The organism is Candidatus Laterigemmans baculatus (genome assembly GCF_010367455.1).
In the GTDB taxonomy this organism is placed as follows: domain Bacteria; phylum Planctomycetota; class Planctomycetia; order Pirellulales; family Pirellulaceae; genus Laterigemmans; species Laterigemmans baculatus.
Map to the genome: position 1 here is coordinate 23,305 of NZ_WRPR01000035.1, position 24,500 is coordinate 47,804.

At 64.0% G+C, this 24,500-nt stretch carries 20 protein-coding genes; 16 read left to right on the top strand and 4 right to left on the bottom strand.

Translation table 11 applies throughout. The features are described 5' to 3' along the window. Positions 1-154 precede the first annotated feature (154 nt). The gene (locus tag GNK13_RS07540; RefSeq protein ID WP_164101898.1) at positions 155-1,786 is read left to right on the top strand and encodes a sigma-70 family RNA polymerase sigma factor; all 1,632 of its coding nucleotides are present in this window, start codon (positions 155-157) and stop codon (positions 1,784-1,786) included. A 381-nt stretch (positions 1,787-2,167) separates the two neighbouring features. Here GNK13_RS07540 and GNK13_RS07545 read toward each other — a convergent pair whose 3' ends face one another. Together GNK13_RS07545 and GNK13_RS07550 are read right to left on the bottom strand one after the other, a co-directional pair. Beyond that, entirely contained in the window at positions 2,168-4,579 is a 2,412-nt protein-coding gene (locus GNK13_RS07545) for a TolC family protein (RefSeq protein ID WP_164101899.1), read from the bottom strand. Between the two features lie 241 nt (positions 4,580-4,820). Continuing rightward, entirely contained in the window at positions 4,821-5,036 is a 216-nt protein-coding gene (locus GNK13_RS07550; protein ID WP_164101900.1) for a hypothetical protein, read from the bottom strand. A gap of 57 nt (positions 5,037-5,093) precedes the next feature. On the opposite strand from GNK13_RS07550, the gene GNK13_RS07555 reads away from it, so the two are divergent. Then, positions 5,094-5,792, top strand: coding sequence for a hypothetical protein (locus GNK13_RS07555; protein WP_164101901.1), 699 nt, complete (start codon positions 5,094-5,096; stop codon positions 5,790-5,792). 211 nt (positions 5,793-6,003) lie between these two features. Next, the gene (locus GNK13_RS07560) at positions 6,004-6,837 is read left to right on the top strand and encodes a dienelactone hydrolase family protein (protein ID WP_164101902.1); all 834 of its coding nucleotides are present in this window, start codon (positions 6,004-6,006) and stop codon (positions 6,835-6,837) included. 137 nt (positions 6,838-6,974) lie between these two features. On the opposite strand, the gene leuS is transcribed toward GNK13_RS07560, so the two are convergent. Continuing rightward, on the bottom strand, positions 6,975-9,806 hold the full coding sequence (gene leuS, locus GNK13_RS07565; protein ID WP_164101903.1) for a leucine--tRNA ligase: 2,832 nt from the start codon (positions 9,804-9,806) through the stop codon (positions 6,975-6,977). A gap of 168 nt (positions 9,807-9,974) precedes the next feature. Here leuS and map point away from each other — a divergent pair, with 168 nt between their 5' ends. After that, a complete protein-coding gene (gene map, locus GNK13_RS07570; RefSeq protein WP_164101904.1) occupies positions 9,975-10,778 on the top strand; it encodes a type I methionyl aminopeptidase in 804 nt (267 codons plus the stop codon). Between the two features lie 36 nt (positions 10,779-10,814). Here the strand turns inward: map and GNK13_RS07575 are convergent, their stop codons facing one another. Further along, complete coding sequence (locus GNK13_RS07575) at positions 10,815-11,546, bottom strand: SDR family oxidoreductase (protein ID WP_164101905.1); 732 nt, start codon at positions 11,544-11,546, stop codon at positions 10,815-10,817. 340 nt (positions 11,547-11,886) lie between these two features. On the opposite strand from GNK13_RS07575, the gene GNK13_RS07580 reads away from it, so the two are divergent. The 12 genes from GNK13_RS07580 to rimI all read left to right on the top strand — a co-directional run bounded on the left by GNK13_RS07580 (position 11,887) and on the right by rimI (position 24,346). Beyond that, positions 11,887-12,948: an RDD family protein gene (locus tag GNK13_RS07580; protein WP_235934900.1), complete on the top strand. Its 1,062-nt coding sequence runs from the start codon at positions 11,887-11,889 to the stop codon at positions 12,946-12,948. A gap of 19 nt (positions 12,949-12,967) precedes the next feature. Continuing rightward, on the top strand, positions 12,968-13,951 hold the full coding sequence (locus GNK13_RS07585) for a stage II sporulation protein M (protein WP_164101906.1): 984 nt from the start codon (positions 12,968-12,970) through the stop codon (positions 13,949-13,951). Continuing rightward, the gene (locus tag GNK13_RS07590; protein WP_164101907.1) at positions 13,941-14,969 is read left to right on the top strand and encodes a hypothetical protein; all 1,029 of its coding nucleotides are present in this window, start codon (positions 13,941-13,943) and stop codon (positions 14,967-14,969) included. Before GNK13_RS07585 ends, GNK13_RS07590 begins: the two co-directional genes overlap by 11 nt. Beyond that, entirely contained in the window at positions 14,966-15,850 is an 885-nt protein-coding gene (locus GNK13_RS07595; protein ID WP_164101908.1) for a DUF4129 domain-containing protein, read from the top strand. The genes GNK13_RS07590 and GNK13_RS07595 overlap by 4 nt, the downstream gene beginning before the upstream one ends. Continuing rightward, a complete protein-coding gene (locus GNK13_RS07600; RefSeq protein WP_164101909.1) occupies positions 15,850-17,343 on the top strand; it encodes a hypothetical protein in 1,494 nt (497 codons plus the stop codon). The genes GNK13_RS07595 and GNK13_RS07600 overlap by 1 nt, the downstream gene beginning before the upstream one ends. Next, positions 17,333-18,304 carry an AAA family ATPase gene (locus tag GNK13_RS07605; protein ID WP_164101917.1) on the top strand — a complete coding sequence of 324 codons (972 nt, stop codon included), beginning with the start codon at positions 17,333-17,335 and terminating at the stop codon, positions 18,302-18,304. Before GNK13_RS07600 ends, GNK13_RS07605 begins: the two co-directional genes overlap by 11 nt. Before the next feature lie 114 nt (positions 18,305-18,418). After that, the gene (locus GNK13_RS07610) at positions 18,419-19,957 is read left to right on the top strand and encodes a DUF58 domain-containing protein (protein ID WP_390622502.1); all 1,539 of its coding nucleotides are present in this window, start codon (positions 18,419-18,421) and stop codon (positions 19,955-19,957) included. Positions 19,958-19,992: 35 nt separating this feature from the next. Next, the gene (locus GNK13_RS07615) at positions 19,993-21,957 is read left to right on the top strand and encodes a 6-phosphogluconolactonase (RefSeq protein ID WP_164101910.1); all 1,965 of its coding nucleotides are present in this window, start codon (positions 19,993-19,995) and stop codon (positions 21,955-21,957) included. Positions 21,958-22,023: 66 nt separating this feature from the next. Beyond that, positions 22,024-23,100, top strand: a complete 1,077-nt coding sequence (locus GNK13_RS07620) for a hypothetical protein (RefSeq protein WP_164101911.1) — start codon at positions 22,024-22,026, stop codon at positions 23,098-23,100. A gap of 8 nt (positions 23,101-23,108) precedes the next feature. Further along, entirely contained in the window at positions 23,109-23,492 is a 384-nt protein-coding gene (locus GNK13_RS07625; RefSeq protein WP_235934902.1) for an amidohydrolase, read from the top strand. Next, positions 23,489-23,665 carry a hypothetical protein gene (locus GNK13_RS07630; RefSeq protein ID WP_164101913.1) on the top strand — a complete coding sequence of 59 codons (177 nt, stop codon included), beginning with the start codon at positions 23,489-23,491 and terminating at the stop codon, positions 23,663-23,665. Before GNK13_RS07625 ends, GNK13_RS07630 begins: the two co-directional genes overlap by 4 nt. A 159-nt stretch (positions 23,666-23,824) precedes the next feature. Further along, the gene (gene rimI / locus GNK13_RS07635; RefSeq protein ID WP_235934910.1) at positions 23,825-24,346 is read left to right on the top strand and encodes a ribosomal protein S18-alanine N-acetyltransferase; all 522 of its coding nucleotides are present in this window, start codon (positions 23,825-23,827) and stop codon (positions 24,344-24,346) included. The last annotated feature ends 154 nt before the right edge of the window (positions 24,347-24,500 follow it).

The window sequence follows — 24,500 nt, forward strand, 5'->3', positions numbered from 1 at the left end:
TGGTGATGGTTCTGCTTTCTTCCCGCGCGCTACCGAAGCGCAGCAGAGCCGTCGTCGTTTTGGCCCCTCGAGCCGGCTCTCAATCGTTCTGCTTCTAACGCGGTCGCGCGTTCGATGAGGCGAATGGAGGCGGTGACAAAAAAGGATGTTTGTCATGGACCCGATGGCACAAGATCTGGAACAGCTGATCGCGATCGGCAGCAAACGCGGCTTCTTGACCTACGATGAGGTCAACGCCTACTTGCCGGATGAAGATGTCAGCCCGGAAAAGCTCGACAATCTGCTCCATGCGATTGAATCTCGGGGTATCGAACTCGTCGAACAAGCGCCTTCGCCGACGGCTGCCGCGGCCCCGGTTCCGCCGATGCGGCCGATCGATCTCGGTGGCGGTTCGGGCGAAATGCCCAAGCCGAGCGACGACCCGATCCGGATGTATTTGAGCCAGATGGCCGACATCCCGCTCCTGACTCGCGAAGAAGAAATCTCGCTGGCCAAGAAAATCGAAGTTACCCGCCGCCAGTTCCGCCGCGCGATTCTGGAAAACGACTTCGCCATGCGGGCCACGGTCGACACGCTGAACAAAGTCCACCAGGGAGCTCTTCCGTTCGACCGCACGATCAAGGTCTCGCTGACCGAGCGGCTGACCAAGGAGCAGATCAGCGGCCGCATGCCCCACAACCTCCGCACGGTCGACGTGCTGCTGCAGCAGAACCGCTACGAGTTCGAAGCCCTGGTTCGCCGCAGCACCTCCGAGGCCGAACGCGCCGCCGCTCGCAAACGCTTCCTCCGCCGCCGCCGCAAGGCGTTGCAGCTGGTCGAGGAGTTGTCGCTCCGCAGCCGCCGCGTCCAGCCGCTGATGAAACAGCTGACGACCATCTCGCAGCGAATGGACTTCATCAAATCGCGGCTCGAGAGCCTCGGCAGCGATGCGGTCAGTGAAGATGAGCGAGCCGATCTGAAACAGGAACTTCGCGAACTGATCATGCTGACGCAGGAGAGCCCGACCAGCCTCCGCAACCGCTGCCAACGATTCCGCCGCTACTTCGAAGCCCACGAAGCGGTCAAGCGGCGGCTGAGCAGCGGCAACCTGCGTCTGGTCGTCTCGATCGCGAAAAAGTATCGCAACCGCGGCCTCTCCTTCCTCGACCTGATCCAGGAAGGCAACACCGGGCTGATGCGGGCGGTCGACAAGTACGAATACCGCCGCGGGTTCAAGTTCAGCACCTACGCGACGTGGTGGATCCGCCAAGCCATCACGCGGGCCATCGCCGATCAGGCCCGGACGATTCGGATCCCGGTCCACATGATCGACGTGCTCAGCAAACTTCGCCAAGTCCAGAAGAAGCTGACCCAGGAACTCCGCCGCGAACCCTCGTTCGAAGAGATCGCCGCTCGCTCGGAAGTCGCCGTCGAGGAAGTCCGCCGCGTGCTCGACATCGGTCGCCATCCGGTCAGCCTCGATCGCCCGGTCGGCGAAGGCGAAGACAGCAGCTTCGGTGAGTTCATCGAGGACAACGACAGCGACAACCCGGTTCGCACCGCGAGCAACGGCATCCTGCGGCAGAAGATCGAGGACATGCTCAAGACGCTGACCTACCGCGAGCGAGAAATCATTCGCCTCCGCTACGGGTTGGTCGACGGCTACAGCTACACGCTCGAAGAAGTCGGGCGGATCTTCAAAGTCACCCGCGAACGGGTTCGCCAGATCGAAGCCAAGGCGGTGAAGAAACTGCAGAGCCCCAACCGGGCCGAGAAACTCGAAGGCTTCCTGAAGACTGCCGAGTGATCGCGGCTTCGAATTAAAAAAACAAAACGCCCGGTCGTTCACGCGGAACGACCGGGCGTTTTGATGCGCGGCGGATGGTCGCGGCGGCTTTCCCTCAGCCTCTCCCGGAATTGCCCCCCGGAATTGCCCCCCAGCAAGACTGGTGGGAAAGCCAACCGCTCGACCTCCGCACGGCTCCGCCCCTCAGCGTTTCAAGTGTTCTGGTTTTTTATCAGCCGCCACGCGCTAGCGTCCGGTTCTCACGGCGTTTTCGGGAACCGGGGGCTAGCGCCCGGCGGCTGATGAATCATCGGCGCTATCCGCGGGTCCTATCTGGTTGGTGCCGCGAACCGGCCCGAGGCTAGCGCCTACGGCTCAAGCCAACAGGTCCCGAAAAGGTCCCTACCGACGATACGGGTTCTCCGGCAGCGGGGCTTCGTTGTCGGCCGGGGCTTCATAGCTAGCCCCTGCTTCGTAGCTAGCGGGGGCGTTGAGGCCCATCGCCTGGCTGCCGCCGGCTCGCCGGACCGCCGGTGCGGTCGTCGGCTGGCTGGCTCCATCCCCCGGTGCCGGGAGCGATTCGATCGCCGGTCCACTCGGCATCTGCAGCTCTTCCATCGAATCGGCCGCCGGGAGATTTTCGCTGGTCACTCCCGAACCGACCGGAGCCTCGCTGTGGTCGATCACCGAAGTGCCTTCGATCACGGTGCTGTCAATCACGGTGCCGTCAATCGATTCGGTGCCCAGGATCACGCCGTCGGCGATGCCATGCGGAGCGAGAGCCGAGGGGAGCACTTCGACCGGTTCGGTAACCGGCCCGGTGCGGACCACGTTGGGACGCGTCACACCGTAGTTGTAGTAGTGTCCGGCACTTCGCTCGCGGGCTCGCTCCAGGGCGTCCCAGTAGGCTTTCTTGGGCCAGGGTCCTTCTTCGAGCTTGATGTTGTTGTTTTCCAGCAGCGTTCCCTTGAGGAAGTGCACGTAGGAGAGCGTCTTGTTGTATTCGCCGAGGGCCCGGTAGTAGCCGATCTGGGCGGTCGACCGCCGCAGCTGGCTTTGCAGCACCACGTTGATCGTGTCGACGTTGTTACGGTAGCTGGCCAAGCGAGCTTCGACTTCCTCTTCGGCGGCGTTGAGCTGCTGAGCGAAGGTCTGGATCTGACGGTAGTGCGTCTCGAGCTTGGCAATCGCTCCGGCCAATTGGTGGTCGAGGAGGCGTTCTTGTTCTTGGATGAAGGCGGCTTCCTTGGAGATCGCGAACTTCGCACCATTGATCCGAGCCAGCTCGCGGCGTTTCCCGATCGCCGCCGGAGTGAACTCGATGCGGGCGCCGATTTCGCCGTAGTTGCCTTCGGTCAGCCCCGCCAAGGCGGAAGAACCGGGAGCCGGAAAGTTCGCTCCGTCACCGCGGCTCGGGTCGCCGAGGTTGTCCCCCACGCCGACCGCACGAGCGGTGAACGAAAGGTCGAGCTGCGGCAACAGCTGGTTCTTGGCGGCGATCAATTCCAGCTCACGCTGCTTGAGCCGGACCTTCGAGCGACGGACTTCGGGGCTCAGGTACAGAGCCTGCGTCTTCGCTTCGAACCAATCGAATTCGACGTGAGCGATCACCGGCTCATCCACCGGCCGAATCAGCCGTCCGTCGGTCGACGCCAAACCGGTCAGCTCACGCAGCCGCCGTTCGGCTCCGTACACTCCGTCGGGATCGAAACCGGCCACGTTCGAGCCGGCCAACGCCGCCTGCAGCCGACCGCGGAATTCGAAGTACTGGTTCTCGGCCTGCTTCAGGTCCTGAACGGTGCCGGTTCCTTGCTGCAGTTGCAGGGCGGCGAAGCGGGCGGTCACCTGGGTGCTGTTGCGGCCAACGATCTCGGTCTCCACGTTGCGGTAGGCGACGTACAGGTTCCAGTAGGCGACTTCGACGTCGCGGACCAGGTTGCGGACCTGCGTCTCGAATTCGGCGATCGAGATGTCTTCGTTGAGGCTCGCCAGGACGACCGGAATTCGGTTGACCAGAGCCCCGCGGCCACGCATCAACGGGTGGGTGATCTGAGCCTCGACGATCGCCGTCCAGTCGCTCGGCACGGCCCGAGCCCCGGCGGTCCCTCCGGTCGGGATGTTGTTCCACGAGTACAGGACTTGCTGACGCAGCGTGGCAATGCCGCCGGTCGCGAGCCGCTTGGAGATCGCCAGCTGCTGCGTCCCGTCCTGGGCCTGGAACTGCTGCGGGTTGAAGACGTTGTTGGCGCCGACGTTGCGAGGCCGGTCGGTCGTGTTGTAGCTGATGAAGCCGCTGACCTGCGCATCGAACTCGGCCAACGCGTCCTCGACCCCACCGATCTGGTTCGCCCGCTGCACGCCCCGAGCGAGAATGCGGTTGCCGTTGCCATCGATGGTCAGCGGAATCGATTGCGTCGAAGACTGCTGCAAGGCCACGTCGAAGACGCTGCCGAACTGGTCCGACGTCCCGCTGACGAACTGGGCCGCGACGCTTTGACGCTGCTCGGCCGTCCCCGCGACGGTGACGAAGAAGCGGGCGTTCTGCAGCGCCTGGGCGACGCACTCTTCGAGCGTCAGATCCCAGTACTCGTAGTTGTGGTTGCCGAGGGTCAACGGCGGCAAGGCCTGCGTCGTCTCCTCCAAGCTGGCCACGTCCACGTCGGGATACTCGATCTCGGTGGCGCGATCCAGGTAATGGCGAAGCTCCGGACTTTCGTTCAGAAAAAACGGCTGGGTCGGGGTGCACCCGGTGGCCAGCAGCGCCATGACGTAAAGCTGAACGTAAGTCGCGACGCGAATGAGCGAGCGATTCATCCCGATGGCTTCCTTGCCCGACGTTGTCCCGTTGCCCCTCCCGTGAGACCATCTCACAGGAATGAGGCCGCAGACGTACTGGTGGAAGCCCCCCTTAACGAGCCCAACACGCTTTCGAAAAAGCGGCGATAGACTCGTCCCCGCAAACGTTATCGACGCCCCACCTGGTAAACTTTGACGATTCGGAAAGATTTTCGGATTCTGCGGGGAAGCCCATCTCCTGGGGGATATCCCGCTTCGTTTAACGGCAAGCCGCAGGCGACTGCTTTTTAAAACACCGACGCCTGCGGCTTGCCGTTAAACGAATGAACACTGCCCAGGCTTTCGGCCCCTGCCCCTCACCAAAAAACTTCCATTTCTGCTCAGCGCTGGCCAGCGGCGGACCGATATCCATTCCTTGCGGGATGCGCAGTTGTTTTCGTTCCTTCACGGATGAAGTCGCCGAGTCGTCGTTCAAGTGGTGCCCACCGGCTGCCACGGTTCGCCGACAGACACTCTCCGCGAGGGTTCTGCAGTGCGATCGCTTCTCATCCCAGCAGGCCTCATCGCCTGCGGCGTGCTCGCCGCGTTGCCCTTTCGCCGCTCAGCCGCACCGCCGGTCGCCGCCACCGCTTCACCGCCAGCTGTCGACGCTCCGGGCTTGCCCGAGACCGTCACCCCGCTCCGCGAGATGCCGCTGAGCGACGACCTGGCTCCCTCGGCGGCGAGCAATCCTCCCCGCTTTCGCAGCCGCTTCGCATCGGCTCCCATTCCCGCGGTCAGTCCCTACGAGCCAGTGCTCGACAAGCTGCCGTCGAGCTATCACGAGGTCGCCATCCCGCTGGCGCTGCCGGCCGACCCGGGTAACCTGCTCCGCCCGGCAGCCACTGCCCCCGAAGCGGCTGCCCCTGAAGCGGCAGCTCCCGAGCCGACTGCGATCGCCCGCCACACGATGCGGCGGTTCGGAATCCCCGAGGAACCCGCGGCGGGCTGGCAGAGCGAGCAGGCGATTCCTCTGACCGAGGGGCCGCCGGCACTCGCCTCGGTCCTCGAGCAAGAGCCTGCGGCGAACCGAGTGAGCGAACCGGCCAAGCCGCTGCACAAGAGTTCACCGGAAGCTGGTCGCTTCCAGACCGTCAGCGAAACGCGCCCCACCGCGAAACCGGCGTCTCCACAGACCGATGCCACGAAGCCGGCTCCCCGCCAGCGAATGTTCATCCGCGAGCCGCAGTAGCGTCAACTTCGGTCGCCAACGAAACCGTTCGTAGAAAAATCGTTTAACGGCAAGCCGAAGGCGACTGTGTTTTAAAAAGCAGTCGCCTTCGGCTTGCCGTTAAACGACTGGACGACGAAGCGGCCAATTCAGTTGTCCGGTGACGCGGGCAGCACAATAATCGGGGGGTTGGTTCGCTCGCCTCGCTCCTTTGCCTCAAGGAACTCCGCGCATGCTTTGTCGCCCCCCGCTGCTGACGCTCACCGTCTCCGCCTGCTTGCTCGCGGGGGTCGCGGCCCATGCCGCTCCCCCCAAGGCGCTGCCCGCTGAAGAGCGGTTGGAGAAATCGCCGCGGCATCACGAATGGGTCGAAGTCACCACGGCCTCGGGCCAAAAGATCCGACTGTTCGTCGTCTTTCCCGAAGTCGACCGGCCCACTCCGGCGGTCGTCGTGATCCACGAGAACCGGGGACTCAACGCGTGGGCCCGGAGCGTGACCGACCAATTGGCCGAAGCTGGCTACGTTGCGGTTGCCCCCGATATGCTCAGCGGGAAAGCGCCCGAGGGGGGCGGAACCGACGATTTTGCGAATGCCGACGCCGCCCGGACGGCGATCTACGAGTTGTCGGACGAGCAGGTGCGTGAAGCGCTCGACGCGACGGTCAAGTATGCTCGCGGGCTCGACGCGACGACCGAGGATGTCGTCGTGTCCGGTTTCTGCTGGGGCGGCGGCAAGGCGTTTGACTACGCGGCCGAAAATCCGTCGATCAAAGCCGCCTTTGTCTTCTACGGCACGGCTCCCGAGGCCGAGCGACTCAAGCAGGTCGAAGTTCCCGTGTATGGTTTCTACGGAGGCAACGACTTCCGCATCACCGGGCAAGTCCCGGTGGTCAGCAAGACGATGCAGGAACAGAGCAAGAAGTACGACCCGGTCGTCTACAACGGAGCAGGGCACGGTTTCCTGCGATCGGGCGAAGCATCCGACGCGAATCCGGCCGACCGGGAAGGTCGCACCAAAGCCTGGGACCGCTGGCTGAGCATCCTCGAAGAAATCAGCGGCGATTGAGCCGACGGGGCATTTCCTCACCGTCTCGGGCGATTTTCCATCAGCCGCAACGCGCTAGCGTCCGGTTCCAGCGGCGTTTTCGGGAACCGGGGGCTAGCGCCCGGCGGCTGATGAATCGTCCGCGTTGGCGCCGCGGTTTACTTCACCACGAGGCTGACCATGCGGCCGGGGACGACGACGGTTTTGACGAGCTTCTTTCCTTCCAAAGCCGCTTGCACGCGGTCGTTGGCCATCACCGCTTCGGTCACTCCCGCTTGGTCGAGATCCGCCGGCACGGTGATCTTCGCCCGCATCTTGCCGTTGATCTGCACGGGCAATTCGAGCGTCGATTCGACCAGCGCCGCTTCGTCCCAGGTAGGCCACGGCTGGTAGGCGAGCGTCTGGTCGTGCCCGAGGGTTTTCCAGAGCTCTTCGGCGAGGTGCGGGGCGTACGGGCTGAGCAGCAACACGAACGCCTCCATCGCTGCTCGCGGACGCTGCTCCTGGCGGGTGAAGTAATTGACGAACTCCATCATTCGGGCGATTGCCGTATTGAAACTCATCGCCTCGGTGTCTTCGGTGACGCTGCGGATCGTCCGGTGGAGCATCCGTAGCGAATCTTCGTCGGGCTCGGCGTCGACGACTTCGGCGGCGAGCGTCACCTCCTCGGCGCGCGCATCGACGATCATTCGCCAAACGCGATCGAGGAAGTTGCGGACGCCCCCCACTCCCGACATGTTCCACGGTTTGGTCGCTTCGAGCGGACCCATGAACATCTCGTACAGCCGCAGCGAATCGGCGCCGTAATCGCGCACGATGGCGTCCGGGTTGACCACGTTCCCGCGGCTCTTGGACATTTTGAACGACCGGGCGTCGACGCGGATCGCCGGCTCGCCGCTGAGGACGAAGTGGTCGCCCGCCTTCTCGACCTGCGACTCTTCGAGCTTGACCGTTCGCAGCACGTTGCCCGCGGGTCCGACCGCTTTGCCCTCTTCATTTTCGCGGACTTCCGCGGAGCTGATGAACTCGTCGCCATCGCTCTGGTAGGCGGTGTACTCCAGCTCGCCGAGGATCATGCCTTGATTGACCAACCGCTGGAACGGTTCGGGCACGCTGACATGGCCGCGGTCGTAGAGCACCTTGTGCCAGAACCGCGAGTAGAGCAAGTGCAGCACAGCGTGCTCGGCCCCGCCGACGTACAAGTCGACCGGCATCCAGGCGCGTTCGAGCTCCGGAGAGACAAACTGCTCGGTGTTCTTCGGATCGATATAGCGGAGGAAGTACCAACAGGAGCCGGCCCACTGCGGCATCGTGTTCGTTTCCCGCTTGTAGCGGCGTCCATCGAGCTCGACGAACAACCACTCGTCGCTGGCCTTCTCCAGCGGCGGCTCGGGACGCCCGTGCGGTTTGAAATCGTCGAGGTGCGGCAGGTCGACCGGCAGCGTCTCCGCCGGGACCGTCCGCTTTCGCCCGGTGCGGTTTCCTTCCGCATCGACTTCGTGGAGCACCGGGAAGGGCTCGCCCCAAAACCGCTGGCGGCTGAAGAGCCAATCGCGAAGTTTGTAGTTGATTGCGTGTCGCCCGAGTCCTTCCTCGGTCAGCCGGTCGGTGATCTGCTGCTTCACTTGCTCGGTCGGCAGCCCGTCGTAGGGACCGCTGGCGATCGCCGTTCCATGACCGGCAAAGCAGACGCGTCCCTCGGCCACCGCTTCACGATCCTCGGCGTCGGCCGGCGGCTCGACGACCCGCACGATCGGCAATCCAAACTGGACCGCGAACTCGTGGTCGCGAATGTCGTGCGCCGGCACCGCCATGATCGCCCCGGTCCCGTAGCTGGCCAGCACGTAGTCGGCGATCCAGACCGGCACCGGTTGACCGTTGACGGGATTCGTCGCGTGGCTGCCGGTGAACACACCCGTCTTGGTCCGATCCCCCTCGGTCCGCTCGCGGTCGCTTTTGAACGACGCGGCTTCGCGGTAGCGAGTGACCGCTGCGGATTGCTCCGGCGTCGTCAACCGTTCCACCAGCGGATGCTCCGGGGCGATGACCATGTAGGTCGCACCGAACAGCGTGTCGGGACGCGTGGTGTAGACGCGGAGCGCGTCCTCGGGTGCCGCCGAAGCAAATCCGGTGTCGCTACGGCGCGCCTTCCAATCCTCAAACTCCGCTGGTGGCCCGATGTAGAAGTCGACCTCGGCACCGGAGCTGCGCCCGATCCAGTCCTGCTGCAGCTTCTTGATTCCGGCCGGCCAGTCGAGGTCGTCGAGCCCCTCGAGCAACCGCTCCGCGTAAGCCGTGATCCGCAACATCCACTGCCGCAGCGGCAGTCGCTGAACCGGATGGTTGCCCCGCTCACTCCGCCCATCGACGACTTCTTCGTTCGCCAGCACCGTGCCCAGGGCAGGGCACCAGTTGACCAGGGCGTCGTCTTCGTACGCCAACCGGTGGGCGTCGCGGTAGGCTTCGACCGCGTTCTCGCCTTGAGCCGCGACCGACTCGGGAATCGGCAACTCGGCGATCGCGCGGCCCCGCTGCGACTCAGGGTCGAACCAGGTGTCATAGAGGACCAGAAAGATCCACTGCGTCCACCGCACGTACTCGACGTCGGTCGTCGCCAGCGAACGGTCCCAGTCATAGCTGAAACCGAGCATTTTCAATTGACGGGTGAACGTGGCGATGTTCTTCTCGGTTTGCACGCGGGGGTGCTCGCCGGTCTTGATCGCATGCTCTTCGGCCGGCAACCCGAACGCGTCAAAGCCCATCGGGTGCAGCACGTCGCGGCCGCGCATCCGCGCGAACCGGCAGACGATGTCGGTCGCCGTGTACCCCTCGGGGTGTCCGACGTGCAACCCGTCTCCGCTCGGGTAGGGGAACATGTCGAGGACGTACAGCTTGTCGCCGCTCGGGAGCGAGGGAGCGGCAAACGTCTTGTTCTGCTCCCAGAACGACTGCCAACGTGGTTCGATTTCGGCCGGGTTGTAGCGAGGCATCGGAAAATCCGTTTCGCAGATCAGCTGAGGGTGCGGGGCGAGAGGTTGAGGAGCCGAGTTTATCGGACAACCAAAAAACGCGGAACAGGCGATGTCGGTAGGCCTTCTGGGCGGACCTTGCTACGATGAGATCGATACTCGGGGTAAGACGATTAGGAATAGGATCGAATGCTGCACGATAAGAAACGCACCAACTTGTTGCTCTCGGCCGCGGGTCGCGACGCGATGCGACGGGCGGGTCGCTTCAACGCCCAACTGCTCGATTTCATCCGCCCGCACGTCAAGGCGGGTGTGAAGACGAACGAGATCGATCGACTCGTCCACACCTACACGCTGGACCACGGGCACCGCCCCGCGACGCTCGGCTATCAGGGATTCACCAAGAGCTGCTGCACGAGCATCAACGAAGTTATCTGCCACGGGATCCCGGACGAGTACGAACTCCGCGAAGGCGATATCGTCAACGTCGACTTGACGACGATCGTCGACGGCTGGTTCGGCGACCAGAGCGAGACGTTTCTCATCGAACCCGTCAGCGACCAGTCGCGGGCGGTCACGCAGTGCGCCTTTGACTGCCTGTACTTGGCGATCGAAGCCCTCACGCCCGGCTGCCGGGTCTCGACGATCGGCGAGACGATCGTTCCCGAAGCCCACCGCCGGGGCTTCACCGTCGTTCGCGAATACGTCGGCCACGGTCTCGGGCGGAACTTCCACCAAGACCCGTCGATCCCGCACTATCCGAATCGGCAGAGCCGCAGCGACCGTTTGCTGCCGGGAATGGCGTTCACCGTCGAACCGATGATCAACGCCGGCAGCCGATTCACCAAGCTCGATAAGGCCGACGGCTGGACCGTGCGGACCAAGGACGGACTCCCCTCGGCCCAGTTCGAACACACGGTGCTGATGACCGAGGAAGGCCCCGAAATCCTCACCCACACCGAGCATGGGCCCCGCCGCGGCCATAAATTCTAGAGCCACTCCCCAAATCTCAGAGCCACTCCCCAAATTTCAGAGCCACTCTTGGTGGGTCGGTTTGACCACGACCTCGGGGACGTGGGCTCGGGGTGGAAGCTGGCAGATCGTCAGCACCACGGCGGCGACATCCTCGGGCTGCAGGATCGATTCGCGATGCGCGTCGCTGACCGGCACCGGACGGCGGTCGAGGATCGGCGTGTTGACTTCGCCCGGATACACGTTCGTCACCCGGACGCCATCCGCCTTGACTTCGTTTGCCGTGGCGATCGAGAGGGCCGACATCGCGAACTTCGATGCGCAGTAGACGACTCCGCCGAGGGCGCTGGCTCGCTTGCCAGCGATCGACGAGATGTTGACGACGATCCCGCTGCGGCGCTCGCGCATCGACGACAAAACCTGGTGCATGCAGCGATAGGCACCGGTGGCATTGATCCGCATCACCTCGTCCCACTGTTCGGGGCGCATCTCGGCAAAGGTGCGGTTGGCGATGTTGGTCCCCGCACTGTTGACCAAAATGTCGATCGGACCGAGCTCGCCCGCTGCCCAGGCGAAGAATCGATCGATGCTGGCATCATCCGCCACGTCCAGGGTGTGAGCGCGAACCGGGTGCTCAGCTTCGACCGCCGCCGCGACCTGCTCGAGCGGTTCTTTGCGTCGCCCGCCGATCGCCACGCGACACCCCGCCGCCGCCAGCGACTGGGCGATCGCCGCACCGATCCCACTCCCACCTCCGGTCACGACGACCGACTGACCATTCAAACTCATCTGAAGCTCCCTCGGCGTTAGCATGCACCCGAAACGCCCAGAAACTTAGGCGATTCCCCGAGCCGTGCACAGCCAACGGGGGGCCTTTGGCCGCACAGCAGCTGCCTTACTTGATGAAAGTGGTACCGGGCAGGCACTCCTTAACGCCCTTGAGCCGACGGCGCTAGCCGCGGGTTCTGCACCGGAAACGCCAGGGCTGGGAGGCCCGAGGCTAGCGCCTACGGCTCAAGGACGTCGAAGAGGGCGCGACCTTTTTGATTTCGATGGCATTGTTGCGGGGTCCGCCGGTTCGGCCGATACTGGGCGTCTCGGCGGCCTCACGATGGTGGTCGAGCGGACGATGATTGCAGTCCTGTTTGCTCCGGTCCCAACGAAACGACGCATGGCGGTCTCGGCCCCCCTGGATACCACGATCGAGGTCGTAACGCCTGAGAATATCGCGTTCGATTACCAGTTGGCCGGTCCGTTCCGCCGGCTCCCGGCCTACCTGATCGACGTCGCCATTCGCCTGGTCACGTTTCTCGCGATCATTTTCCTGGTCATGATGAGCGGGATGCTCGCTGGAGGCTTGTTCGGCAGCGGCCTGCTCCCGGCCCTCGGCGCGGCGGTGTTGCTAATCCTGTACTTCCTCCAGGCCTGGTTCTACGGCGTTTTCTTCGAGGCCTACTTCAACGGCCGGACCCCGGGCAAGTGGATTTGCGGGCTGCGGGTGATCAGCGATGACGGGCACCCGATCACCGGAATGCAGGCTCTGATCCGCAACTTGCTCCGGGCCATCGATCTAATGCCCGCCACGACGCTCGCCGCACTCGACCCGGAAGATTCGTTCTTCGCGATGCTGCCCCTGATGACCGGAATGGTTGGGCTGGTCACGATGCTCTCGACGCGGCGTCTGCAGCGACTGGGCGACCTGGCCGCCGGGACGATGGTCGTGATGGACGAGCGGAACTGGACGCTGCCGGTCGCCCGCGTCGACGATCTCCGCGTCCCCGCCCTCTCCAGCTTCGTGCCGGCCGACTATCGGGCGACACCGACGATGGCCAAAGCGCTCGCCAACTACGCCGAACGCCGCCTCTACTTGTCGCCGCCCCGGCGGCGGGAGATCGCTCGGCACCTGGCGGTCCCGTTGCTCGATCGCTTCGAATTCCGCCGCGATGTCGATCCCGACCTGCTGCTCTACGCAATCTACTACCGCACGTTTTTGGCCGACGGAGTCGCCGAAGCTCCCCAGCTGGGATCGCTGAGCGGGTTCAGCCCGCTCGCCAAAGACGCGCAGTTCCAAGACGCGACCGCAGCACACACAACTGCCGCCGCCGCCACTCAACCGAGCGCCACTCACACCGCCGCCACTCAACCGAGCGCTGACCACGCGACCGCCCTTAGCCCCGAGGACCGCTCCTGAGGAAGGAGGGCCGATCCGGATGAATATTGCCAAACTGCTCGAACAGCGTCGGCTGCAGTGGACCGAGTTGGAACGGTTGTGCGGCGAGCTCGAAGTCCGCGGCCGCACCCAGCAGCGGAGCGCGGCGGCCGTCAGCCGTTTTGCCACGCTCTATCGCTCGGCCTGCGCGGATTTGGCTCTGGCGACCGCCTACCAACTCCCTCCGGCCACCGTGGCGTATCTCCACCGCTTGGTCGGGCGGGCGCACAACCAGCTCTATCGCAGCGGCACGTCCACCTTCGCCAGCTGGGTGGACATCGTCATTCGGCAAGCCCCGCAGCGAATTTTCTCCGACCCCTGCGTGCGAGTTGCGGCGCTGTTATTTTTCGGGCTGTTCACGCTCTCGATGCTTTTTGCCTGGAACGAAACCCTGTTTCCGCAGTTCGCCGAAACGGTGCTCGGTGCCGAACACATGACGATGATGGAATCGAGCTTCGAGGAACCGCTCGATGCGTCGATGGACCATTATCTGATGATGTCGGGATTCTACATCCAGCATAACACCGGGATTGGATTGCAATGTTTTGCCTTTGGCATTCTGTTGATCCCCTGTCTCGTCACGCTGTCTTATAACGCCGTGGTGCTGGGCGCTTCGTTTGGCTATATGGCTCGCGACAGCGTTGCCGCGGGAGACAATTTTTTCCAATTCGTCACTGCCCACGGCCCATTCGAATTGACGGCGATCGCGCTGTCCGCTGGTGCCGGTTTACGAATGGGGTTGGGGCTGTTCGCGACCGGCGGGTTGCGGCGAGTCGACTCGTTGCGGCTGAGCGCCCTCAAGGCAGTTCCGATCATGGCGGCGGCGGTGGTGATGTTCTTTTTAGCGGCATTTACCGAAGGCTTTATTTCGCCGAGCCCGCTGCCCTACGTGGTCAAGGCTGCCTGGGCGATCCTCTCGAGCGGATTGTTGATGTTCTATTTCGTCGTCCTCGGGTTTCCGCGGAGGGGCGACGATGCAGCTTGACCGAACGCACGTCAAAGTTCGCCCGCGGAGTCTCTCGGAGATCGGCGATCTGGCATTGATGCTGATTCGCCAATACCCGCAAGCGCTACTGGTTGGTTTTTTTCTTGGCGCGTTGCCGTGGGCACTCTGCAATCTGCTGCTCGTCGGCTGGCTTCCGCTCTCGGAAACAATCGAGAACGTCTATGACGAGGAGACGATTGAGCAACGTTATCGCTACATTTGGCTGATGACATGCTTGATCTATTTACAGTCGCCGCTGGCCGGTGCGTTCACGACTTATTACATCGGGCAAGCGATCTTTGAGGAGCGTCCGCCGTGGCAGCGCGTCTTTCGCGAAACGGCCGCCGTCTCGCTCCGCCTGCTTTGGTCGCTCGGCATCGTCCGCGGCGCCATTCCCGCGATGCTGCTGGTGCTCAGCAACTGGGGAGGCGAGTTTGCTCTGGGGCGAGAGCTTTTTTGGATGTTCGTGCTGCTGATCTGGGCGACGGCGATCCGCAGTTTCCGTCCGTTCCTGCCCGAGATCCTGCTGCTCGAACGCTGTCCGATTTTTGCCGGCGGAAACGCGACGGCGCTGTCGGCCGGGCGTCGCAGCCGCTTGCTGCACAACCCGCTCGGGGGTGACTTGTTCGGGCGGTTCGCGCTCGCCGGCAGTCTGATCGCCCTGCTCGCCCTAGGGCTGTTCTACTCCCTGGTGTTCACCTTCGAAGCGGTGACCAACACCTCGCAGTGGTCGTTGACCGTGACGCTCGTGTTGCTTCCGCTGGCGCTCTGGATGGCGGCGGGGTTCAGCGTTCTGGTGCGGTTCCTCTCGTATCTCGACTGCCGAATTCGCCTCGAGGGCTGGGAGGTCGAACTCAGCCTGCGAGCCGAGGCGATGCGGCAGTTCGGCGAGGAAAGTGGATTCTCGCCGTCCCCCGCCACCGTATCAGGTGCTGCCACCGTATCAGGTGCCGCCACTTCCTCGGCAGCCGACGCTTCTCCAGCAGCGAGTCCCGCTTCCGCAGTGGGGGCCCCATGACCCCAGCGACTTCTCTGCTCCGTTTCGCCGGGCTGCCCCGTCTGGATGTCTGTCGGCTCGCTCGGTTGGCTGTGTTTCTGCTGAGTGCGACCGCGGCACTGGCCGACGAGGGGGCCGGTGAAGTAGCAGGTTCCGTTCGAGCCGGTGGCGAACCGACCGTCGCCGAATCGCTCGAGTCGATGGGCCGCCTGCCGTGGTACGATTCCGAGAGTGGGGAGGTCGCCCCGGTCCATGTGGAGCCGCGAGTCGACGATTCGGTTAATCGCAACAGTCGCTGGCTGCCGAAACCTCGCAGCACCAACCCCACCTCAGGCCAGCCGACGTCTCAGGGAACCAGCACCGCTGCGCCGACGCCGTCGGGCAAATTTTCGCTTGCGGAGATTTTGGGGTGGGTGTTGGTCGTGGGTCTGATGCTGCTGGTGGTGGGGCTTTTGGTGTATGCCTTTTTGAAGATCGAGGGGACCGAATCGGCATCGGCTTCGGACGTGGCGGCTCCGGAGGAGCGCGAGCAGGACTTTCAAACGCGACTGGAGAAGCTGCCCGTCGAAGTCCGCCGGCCGAGCGGTGATCTGCTGGAGGAAGCCGACCGCTTGGCTGCGGCCGGGCAGTTGGACGAGGCGATCATCTACCTGTTCGGGCATCGCCTTTTGCAGCTCGACCGGCACCACGTGATTCGGCTCGCCCGCGGCAAAACCAACCGCCAGTACCTGAGCGAAATGTTCGGACGGAACGAGCTCCGCGGCATCATGCGGGAGACCGTCAGCGTGTTCGAAGCGAGCTACTTTGGACGCTACGAGATCACGGCCGAGCGGTTTGCCGAGATCCGCGCCAGCCAACCGACGCTCGAGTCGCTGCTCGCCCGGCTTCGGGAGGCCGCCTGATGAGTACCCCAGCCAGCCAGGCAAGAATCGAGCCGCGGGGCCGGTGGGCGTTCGCAGCCGCAGCACTCGTGTTGCTCGTCGGATTCTCAGGCTGCTCGCGACTGGAAACCAATTATGGACGTTCGGTGGGAACCGAAGGCCAACGGAGCTTGAGTGGTTTTGGGGTGCTCCGGGAAGCCTTTCGCCGTCAAGGTTGGGAAGACCGCACGGTCGCCCGGCTGAGCGAGCGACTGAACAATGTGGACGCCATCGTCTGGACCCCCACGGTCGAGGAAGCCCCCGACCAAGAGGTGATCGACTGGTTCGAAGAATGGCTCCAGCGAGGTGAAAAGACGCTCGTCTACGTCCTCCGGGACCATTCCACCGAAGCGGCCTACTGGCGACAGGCCGCCAAGCTCGCCGCGCCCGAACAGCGGATGGAGTACCGCCGCCGCGTGGCCCGCGCCGAACTGCAATACCAGCGGGAGTTGCTCGCGAGGCCGGAGCGAATCTCCCCCGGCTGGTTCACTGCCGAACCACTTGATCCTCCCTCGCGCATCGGCAGCTCGACCGGCCCCTGGGCCGCGGAGGTCGGCAGCTTTGGCGATCAAGGACGCATCGAGTACGCCGTTCGCCCGGCTCGAGATGCCGACCGCCAATCGGGCTCGACGACCGCGGTGATCGGTGCGTCGGGCTTCCCGATTTTTTGGGAAGAAGGCTTCAGCGACACCGAGGTCAAGCACGCGAGCCCGCTCGCCACTGCCGGAGGAACGCCGCTGGTCACCGAAGTCACTTCCGACGCGTGGCCCGATTCGCAGATCGTCGTCGTCTCGGGCGGATCACTGATCAACAATTTTGGGCTGGTCCGTCCGGCGGCGCAGCGGTTGGCGGTACGGCTGATCGCTGCGAGCGACTTGCGCGACGCCCCGCCGCCGGACGATTCCGCGATCGTCGGCTTTCTGTACAGTGACGAAATGGGCGTCCGACTCAGCTCCCTCGACCCGACCCAGATGGGGCCGAGCGGGCTCGAGATGCTGACCGCTTGGCCGCTGAATTTGGTCACGATCCACGCGGCGGTCCTGGGGCTGGTGATCTGCCTGATGCTGTTGCCGATCTTTGGCCGCCCCCAGCGAATCCCGTCGCGGAGCTCGACCGATTTTGCGCTGCACATCGACGCCGTGGCCGCCCTGATGGCCCGGACCACCGATGAGCAGTACGCTCGGGCCAAGATCAGCGACTACTGGGTCCGCGTCCGCGGCGAAACCGACGGCCGCTGGGTTATTCCAGCTCCGCCCACCCAGCCAGCCGCACTCGATCAGCCAGCCGCACTCGATCAGCCAGCCGCACTCGATCAGCCAGCCGCACTCGATCAGCCAGCCGCACTCGATCAGCCAGCCGCACCGCGGGCGGGGACGCTGGACGGCGGCGCGGCGAGTCATGAGAATTCGGCGGAACCGCCTCCTCGCTCCCCTCGAACTGGAAGTCCCAACGTTGACGCAAACGATGATCAGTAGCGATTCGGTGGCGGAGATCCGCAACCTCTACGAACGGATCAGCCACGAGATCGGCAAAATCTACGTCGGTCAGGAGGAGCTGGTGCTGGGCACGCTGACCGCGTTGTTCAGCGGCGGTCACGTGCTAATCGAGTCGGTGCCGGGACTCGGCAAGACGCTGTTCGTGCGGACGCTGGGCCGCGTGCTCGGTTGCCAATTCGGACGGATCCAGTTCACCGCCGACTTGATGCCTTCGGACATCACCGGCGCGCCGATGTTCGACATGAAGGAAACCGAATTCCGCTTCCGTCCCGGGCCGGTCTTTACCCAACTCTTGCTGGCCGACGAGATCAACCGCTCGCCGGCCAAGACCCACGCGGCGCTGCTCGAGATCATGCAGGAGTACCGCGTCACGATCGACGGCGTTAGCCATCGCGTCCCGCGACCGTTCCTCGTCATGGCCACGCAAAACCCGCTGGAGAGCGAGGGGACGTACAACCTGCCCGAAGCTCAGCTCGACCGCTTCATGTTCAAGCTGAAGGTCGACTATCCGAGCATCGATGAAGAGGCGGAGATTCTCCGCATGCACAGCCTGCAGATCGACTTGAACCAGCGACTCGAGACCGACGTGGAGGCGGTCGGCACGCCGGAGTCGATCGTGCAGGCGATCGAGGTCTGCGGTCAAGTGCGAGTCGAAGAGCCGTTGCTCGAGTACATCAACAAGCTCGTCCGCCTGACCCGCTCCTGGCCCGCCTTCCACATCGGCGCTTCGCCGCGAGCGGGGATCGCACTGATGCAGTCGGCCCGTACGTTGGCCGCCTTCAACGGCCGCGACTATGCGATTCCCGACGACGTCGTCGAGATCGTGCTGCCGGCCCTGCGGCACCGCGTGCAGTTGACCGCCGAAGCGGAAGTCGAGGGGCGACAGGTGGACGAGGAACTCCGCTCGCTGGTCCGCTCGGTCGACGTGCCTCGCAGCTAGCCGCTACCGCCACTGGTTTTCATCACCTCAGCCGCCGGGCGGTAGCCGTCGGTTTGTTCGAAACGCCGTGGGAACCGCTCGCTGCAAGCCGGGCGGTTCAGCCGGCGACACCTCTTGAGCACCTCGGATCGAATGGGCGGCAACTCGACGCTTCTGTGGTTATCGACCGTTCCGTGGTTGCTGCTGGTTGCCATCGCGGCTCCCTTGCTGCTGGCCGTGTGGCGATCGCAAACGTATCCCACGCGGGTCCTGGTGGGGATCCTGCTCGTCCCGATTTTGTGCAGCCTGCTGGTCGCCCTCTGGGCGCCGCTGCTGCTGGTTCTGGCGATCGTCGACGGGGTGATCCTGGTCATCGCTGCGATCGACTACATCACGCTGCCGGTGGCGAGCCGCGGCGGCCGCGGCACCAGGACCGCCGAGAGTCGCAAAACGAGCGGCGTCGGGGAGGCCGAGGGGGAGGCGGGCGGCAGCCAGAGCGACGAGCCGAGTGCCCCGGCCGGACGGCTCGCGGCGGAGCGGAAGCTGCCTCGCACGACCTCGATCAACGCAGCCACCCCTAGCGAGCTGACGCTCCGCAACGGGACGCGGCGGACCTTTCGGGGGTTTGTCCGCGATGATCTGCCCGAGGGGATCGAAGCGGAGCCGGCGGTCCATCCGGTCCTGCTTCCGCCGCTGTCCAAGGCGACGTATACCGCTCGGGTCACGCCGACCCGCCGGGGCGTGATCGATTTCCAGCGGGTTTACCTCGAGACGTTCAGCGCGCTGCGACTGTGGAAGCGGCAGATCGTGTTGCCGGTCGCCAGCCGGCTGAACGTCTATCCCGACATGAAGCAGATGGCCGAGTACGCCTTGCTCGCCCGCACCGACCGGCTGAGTCTGATCGGCGTGCGGCGAACGCGGCGGATCGGCCAGGACAGCGATTTCGAGCGGTTGCGGGATTACACACCGGACGACAACTACCGGCACATCGACTGGCGGTCCACCGCGCGGCGGCACAAGCTGACCGTCCGCCAGTTCCAGTCCGACCAGAGCCAGCGGATCATGCTGCTGCTCGACTGCGGGCGGATGATGACCAACGAGCGGGCCGGGATGTCGCTGCTGGACCATTCGCTCAATGCGGCCTTGATGATGGCCTACGTGGCGCTCTCCCAGGGCGATTCGGTCGGCATGCTCTGTTTCTCCGATCGCGTCCACGCCTACCTGCCGCCGCGCGGCGGCCGGAACCAACTCAACCGCTTGCTGCAGGCTGGCTTCGACCAATTCCCGCGGCTGGTCGAAAGCCGCTACGACCAGGCTTTTCTGCATCTCTCGAACCACTGCAAACGTCGCACGCTCGTCGCCTTGATGACCAGCGTGATCGACGAGGTGAACGCCGGGCAGGTCGTCGATTACCTGGGAAACCTCGTCGGTCGCCACTTGCCGCTCGGCCTGTTGATCCGCGACCGGCAGATTTTTGATGCCGCCGATCACCCCTCGGATGACCCGACGCGCCTTTACAGAGCGGCAGTTGCAGCCGAAATTCTGTGTTGGCGGGATCAGCTGATTCACGACTTACGGCACCGCGGCAGCCTCGTGCTGGACGTCTTCCCCGAAGAGATGACCGCTCCGCTGGTCAATGAGTACCTGCGGATCAAAGCCGACCACCTGCTCTAACCACCTCCCTCTACCCACGCTCCCTCAGCGCACCCATGGCCTTCGACTCCTCTTCTCCGTCCGACGCGTCTCTCTCGGATCCGTCTGCCTCGGCCTCCCGGCCCGCGGCGTCCGGCGAGCCTTCGCACCGTCCGATTGCTCAACCGGTTCCCGGCACCTCGGTCAACGCGTTCGTCTTCGAGCGGGCATCGCAGTTGTCCTCGCATGTGGCTCGGATCATCGCCGATGTGATCGAGCAGCGGAGCGTGCTCGGCCAGCGAACCGTGCTGGGATTGGTCACCGGTTCGACGCCGGCTGACACCTATCGCGAGCTGATTCGGCTGCACCGCGAGGAGGGGCTCGATTTTTCCCGAGTCGTGATTTTCCTGCTCGGCGAGTACGTCGGCTTGGCACCCGACAGCCCGCAGAGCCATGCGCGGTGGATCGCCGACCATCTGACCGACCACGTCAATATTCCTCGCGAGTCGGTGCGGGTTCCGAACGTCGCCGGCACTCCAGCGCAGCTCCAGGCCTCGTGTCGCGACTATGAGAGCGCGATCAGCGAAGCCGGAGGGTTGGATTTGGTCGTCTGCGGAATCGGCCGCAACGGCCACGTCGCGTTCAATGAGCCGTTCAGCGTGCGGAGCAGTCGCACGCGGCTGTGCACGCTCGATCCGGTCACCCGGCGGGCGGCGGCGAACGACTTCTTCGGTGAAGAGAACGTGCCGTTGCAGGCGGTGACGGTGGGCCTCGAGACAATCCTCTCGGCCGATCGGCTGTGCGTGTTGGCGCTCGGCGAACACAAAGCGGCGATGGTTCGCGCCGCCTTCGAAGGTCCCGCGACCGACCGCGTCCCGGCCAGCTTCCTGCAAGAACACTCGATGGTGGAGGTGTTTCTCGATGCCCCGGCAGCCGGCGAGTTGACCGGGGTCGCGACGCCGTGGTTGCTCGGCAAGACCGAGTGGACCGAGGACTCGATCAAGCGGGTCGTGCTGTGGCTCTGCCAGCAGACGGGCAAGGCGCTGCTGAAGCTCAGCGACGACGATTTCCGCGAACACGACCTGCACCAGCTGCTGCGGCACCACGGTCCGGCCCAGCGGTTGGCCGGCCGCGTGTTCCGCCTGATGATGGACACGCTCGAGTACCATCCGGCCGGCCGCGAACCGCGAACCTGCCTCTGCTTCAGCCCCCACCCGGACGACGACGTGATCAGCATGGGGGGAACGCTGATCCGCTTGATCGAGGACGGGCATCGCGTCCACATCGCCTACATGACCAGTGGCAACATCGCGGTCTTCGACCACGACGCGGTGCGGATCGCTGACTTGGTCGCCGAATACAACCGGCTGTTCGGGATCGACCAATCCGAGAGCCTCCGCGTGCAGCAGGAAGTCCACCAAGGGCTGCAGGGCAAGCGGCCTGGGCAGCCGGACGTCGAAGCGCTGCAGAAAATCAAAGGGCTGATCCGCTGGAGCGAAGCCCGTGCGGCCGCCTTCAAAGTCGGTTGCCGCGACGAGGACCTGCACTTCCTCGACCTTCCCTTCTACCGCACCGGCACGGTCAGCAAGCGTCCGGTCGGCGAAGAGGACGTGCGGATCATCGTCGACCTGCTGCGGCGGGTGCAGCCTGAGGTGGTGTTCGTCGCCGGCGACCTCGCCGACCCCCACGGAACCCACCGAGTCTGTGCCGATGCGATCTTCCGCGCCATCCTGGTGCTCGAGGAGGCCGGTGACCCGCTTCCGGAGGTACTGCTGTACCGCGGGGCATGGCAGGAGTACGCGATGCACGAGATCGAGATCGCCGTCCCGCTCTCGCCCGGCGACATCGAGCTGAAACGCAAGGCGATCTTCATGCACGAGAGCCAGAAGGACGAGGCGCTGTTCCCCGGGAGCGATCCGCGGGAATTCTGGGAACGGGCCGAGGATCGCAACCGAGGAACCGCCGACGGTTACAACCAACTGGGGTTGCCGGAATACTTTGCCCTGGAAGCCTTCACCCGCTGGAACGGGCAACAGATTTAGCGACCTGAGTACGGAGTCCTGCGAGCGACTCCAACCGGCTCCCCTCTCCCTCGCCTGAGAAATTCGATGCGATCGTTCGTTGCCGCCCTTCCGTTTGTGGTTCTGACCATTGTTTGCTGGGGCAACTACGGCCCCTTGATGCACCAAGGTCAGCACTACATGCACGATGCCCTCCACCCGTTCATCGGAGTGGGTTTCGCCTACTTTGTAATCGCCGTGCTCGCCCCGAGCGTGATGCTGAAAATCTCGGGGGAGCGGGGTCATTGGTCGCGGGAAGGGGCGCTGTTCTCGTTCATTTCCGGAGCGGTCGGGGCGCTCGGGGCGCTCGGCGTGATCCTCGCCTTCACGTTCCAGGGCAAACCGATGTACGTGATGCCGCTGGTCTTCGGCGGTGCTCCGATCGTGAACACGATCGTGACGATGTGGATGGCGAAGTCGCATACGAACATCAGCAAGAAATTTTTGCTCGGGGTGCTGACCGCGGCCATCGGAGCCGCGGGGGTGCTGTACTTCAAGCCGGCTCCCCAAGCGACGGCCCCGGCGGCCGAGCATGTCGCGGAGACCGCCGCAGCGGAGGTTCCTGAAGTCGTTGCGGCCGAGGCCGAAACGCAGCTCTCCCTGGTCGCTCTCTCGGTGTTGATGGCGATCGTCTGCTGGGGGAGCTACGGTCCGATGTTGCACAAAGGGCAGATGAAGATGGGCGGCAGTCGGCTGCGGCCCTTCTTATGTGTGGGAGCCGCTTACTTTTTGATCGCCGTCGCCCTGCCGCTGCTGATTCTTCCGATGACCACCGGCTTACGGGATTGGTCGACGCCGGGAATGACCGAGGGCTGGATGTGGAGCTTGGCTGGCGGAGCGGCCGGCGCTCTGGGAGCCCTGGGAATCGTGTTGGCGTTCAACTTCGGGGGGAAGCCGATCTTCGTAATGCCGCTGATTTTCGGATTGGCTCCGGTGATGAATACGATCACCACGGTCACCGGGGCGGGTAGCTGGGGGCGGATCGGTCCCGAATTCATCGCCGCCGTGCTGGTCACGATTGCTGGGGCGGTGAGCGTCCTGGTGTTTGCTCCGAAACCGACCGCCCCGCCGGCGAAACCGGTGCTGGCGAGCGAACCTTCGACCACCGCCGCTCCCTCGGCATGAGTGCTGGGATGAACGACCGGGAACGAGTCGAGGCGATCGATGATCAGATCGCCCATGTCTGGATGGTGCGGCGGTTCCTCAAGCACTGTGAAGAGGCGGAGGACGACGAGGAACTGCAGCAAATATCACGCGACCTCTACGATTTCATGTTGGCTGTGGGACCCCATCGAACCGACGGCGACGACGCGGGCTTTTTAAAACAAGCAAAGAAGAAGCTGCGTCGTCTTCGGGGGGCGACCGAGCTGTTTGTGGAAATTCAGCCGGAAGTCAGCGGGCACACGAACTTCCAGATGGCAGCCCGCTCGCTTCGGCTCGCCGTGGATAGGATTCAGCAGCTACTCGGCGGCGATTCGCTTCGAAAGGCTGCGGAACCGGAGGGGGTTTCCTCATGAGTCCGCTTCCTCTGGTTCTGATTCTGGTTGGCGCGGCGATCCAGCTTTTGGGAGTCGTATTCTTCGCCGTCATCGCCGACTCGTTTCAGGTGCTGCCGCTCTTCGTTGTGATCAGCATCGGCTCGGCGATCGAAGCGGCTGGAGTGCTGACCCTGCTGCGGCGGCGGGGATAGCACGGGGTCGTGCAGGTAGAAAACGGGCTGCGGGGAATCGATTTCTCTTGGCCCTCGCATCCGCTTCTGATACCTTCCTGGCACGCGGCTGTGAACCGAAACTTGGTTCGATCGCAGTGCAGGAACCGCGTGAAACCGTCGCCATGGAAGGAGTACGGAATGGGACGCACGAAGCAGTCTCCCGTTGCTGTTCACATTCGCTGGATGATCCGCCGCGACATGCCGGCGGTCTTGGGAATCGAGAGCCAAGGCTTCGAATTTCCTTGGAGCGAAGAAGAATTCATTCGCTGCCTTCGCCAACGCAATTGCATTGGCATGGTCGCCGAACAGGACGATCAAGTCGTGGGCTTCATGATTTACGAGCTCCACAAGAACCGCTTGCACATCCTCAACTTTGCGGTTGCCGCCGAAGCCCGCCGGACGGGCGTCGGCCGAGCGATGTGCGAGAAGCTGATCGGCAAGCTGTCGCATGAGCGTCGCAACCGCATCATGCTCGAGGTCCGCGAGACAAACCTCGACGCCCAGCTGTTCTTCCGCAGCCTCGGCTTCCGCGCGATCTCGGTGCTTCGCGATTTCTACGACGACTCGACCGAAGACGCGTATCTGATGCAGTTGCGGTACCACCCCTCGCAAGAGGAGCTGGCTTCGCCGACCAACCGCATCACGCGACTGGCTGGCTGAGCCAGAGCTCAGCCGATTTTCTTGCGGCTTCCCCAAGCGTGAGTACACGCTCCCCGGGGAAGCCTAGCTGGACAGCGCCACTTTGGATTGGTTCGGAGCAGGACGGCTCGCGGAAAAATCGTTTAACGGCAAGCCGAAGGCGACTGCTTTTTAA

Bases quoted from the DNA above. Each gene is read 5' to 3' on its own strand.
- GNK13_RS07590 (WP_164101907.1), top strand. From the start codon at position 13,941: ATGCAGCTTGACCGAACGCACGTCAAAGTTCGCCCGCGGAGTCTCTCG.
- map (WP_164101904.1), top strand. From the start codon at position 9,975: ATGCTGCACGATAAGAAACGCACCAACTTGTTGCTCTCGGCCGCGGGT.
- GNK13_RS07620 (WP_164101911.1), top strand. From the start codon at position 22,024: ATGCGATCGTTCGTTGCCGCCCTTCCGTTTGTGGTTCTGACCATTGTT.
- GNK13_RS07595 (WP_164101908.1), top strand. From the start codon at position 14,966: ATGACCCCAGCGACTTCTCTGCTCCGTTTCGCCGGGCTGCCCCGTCTG.
- GNK13_RS07560 (WP_164101902.1), top strand. From the start codon at position 6,004: ATGCTTTGTCGCCCCCCGCTGCTGACGCTCACCGTCTCCGCCTGCTTG.
- GNK13_RS07580 (WP_235934900.1), top strand. From the start codon at position 11,887: ATGATTGCAGTCCTGTTTGCTCCGGTCCCAACGAAACGACGCATGGCG.
- leuS (WP_164101903.1), bottom strand. From the start codon at position 9,806: ATGCCTCGCTACAACCCGGCCGAAATCGAACCACGTTGGCAGTCGTTC.
- GNK13_RS07615 (WP_164101910.1), top strand. From the start codon at position 19,993: ATGGCCTTCGACTCCTCTTCTCCGTCCGACGCGTCTCTCTCGGATCCG.
- GNK13_RS07600 (WP_164101909.1), top strand. From the start codon at position 15,850: ATGAGTACCCCAGCCAGCCAGGCAAGAATCGAGCCGCGGGGCCGGTGG.
- GNK13_RS07545 (WP_164101899.1), bottom strand. From the start codon at position 4,579: ATGAATCGCTCGCTCATTCGCGTCGCGACTTACGTTCAGCTTTACGTC.
- GNK13_RS07630 (WP_164101913.1), top strand. From the start codon at position 23,489: ATGAGTCCGCTTCCTCTGGTTCTGATTCTGGTTGGCGCGGCGATCCAG.
- GNK13_RS07575 (WP_164101905.1), bottom strand. From the start codon at position 11,546: ATGAGTTTGAATGGTCAGTCGGTCGTCGTGACCGGAGGTGGGAGTGGG.
- rimI (WP_235934910.1), top strand. From the start codon at position 23,825: ATGGGACGCACGAAGCAGTCTCCCGTTGCTGTTCACATTCGCTGGATG.
- GNK13_RS07540 (WP_164101898.1), top strand. From the start codon at position 155: ATGGACCCGATGGCACAAGATCTGGAACAGCTGATCGCGATCGGCAGC.
- GNK13_RS07585 (WP_164101906.1), top strand. From the start codon at position 12,968: ATGAATATTGCCAAACTGCTCGAACAGCGTCGGCTGCAGTGGACCGAG.
- GNK13_RS07625 (WP_235934902.1), top strand. From the start codon at position 23,109: ATGAACGACCGGGAACGAGTCGAGGCGATCGATGATCAGATCGCCCAT.
- GNK13_RS07605 (WP_164101917.1), top strand. From the start codon at position 17,333: ATGATCAGTAGCGATTCGGTGGCGGAGATCCGCAACCTCTACGAACGG.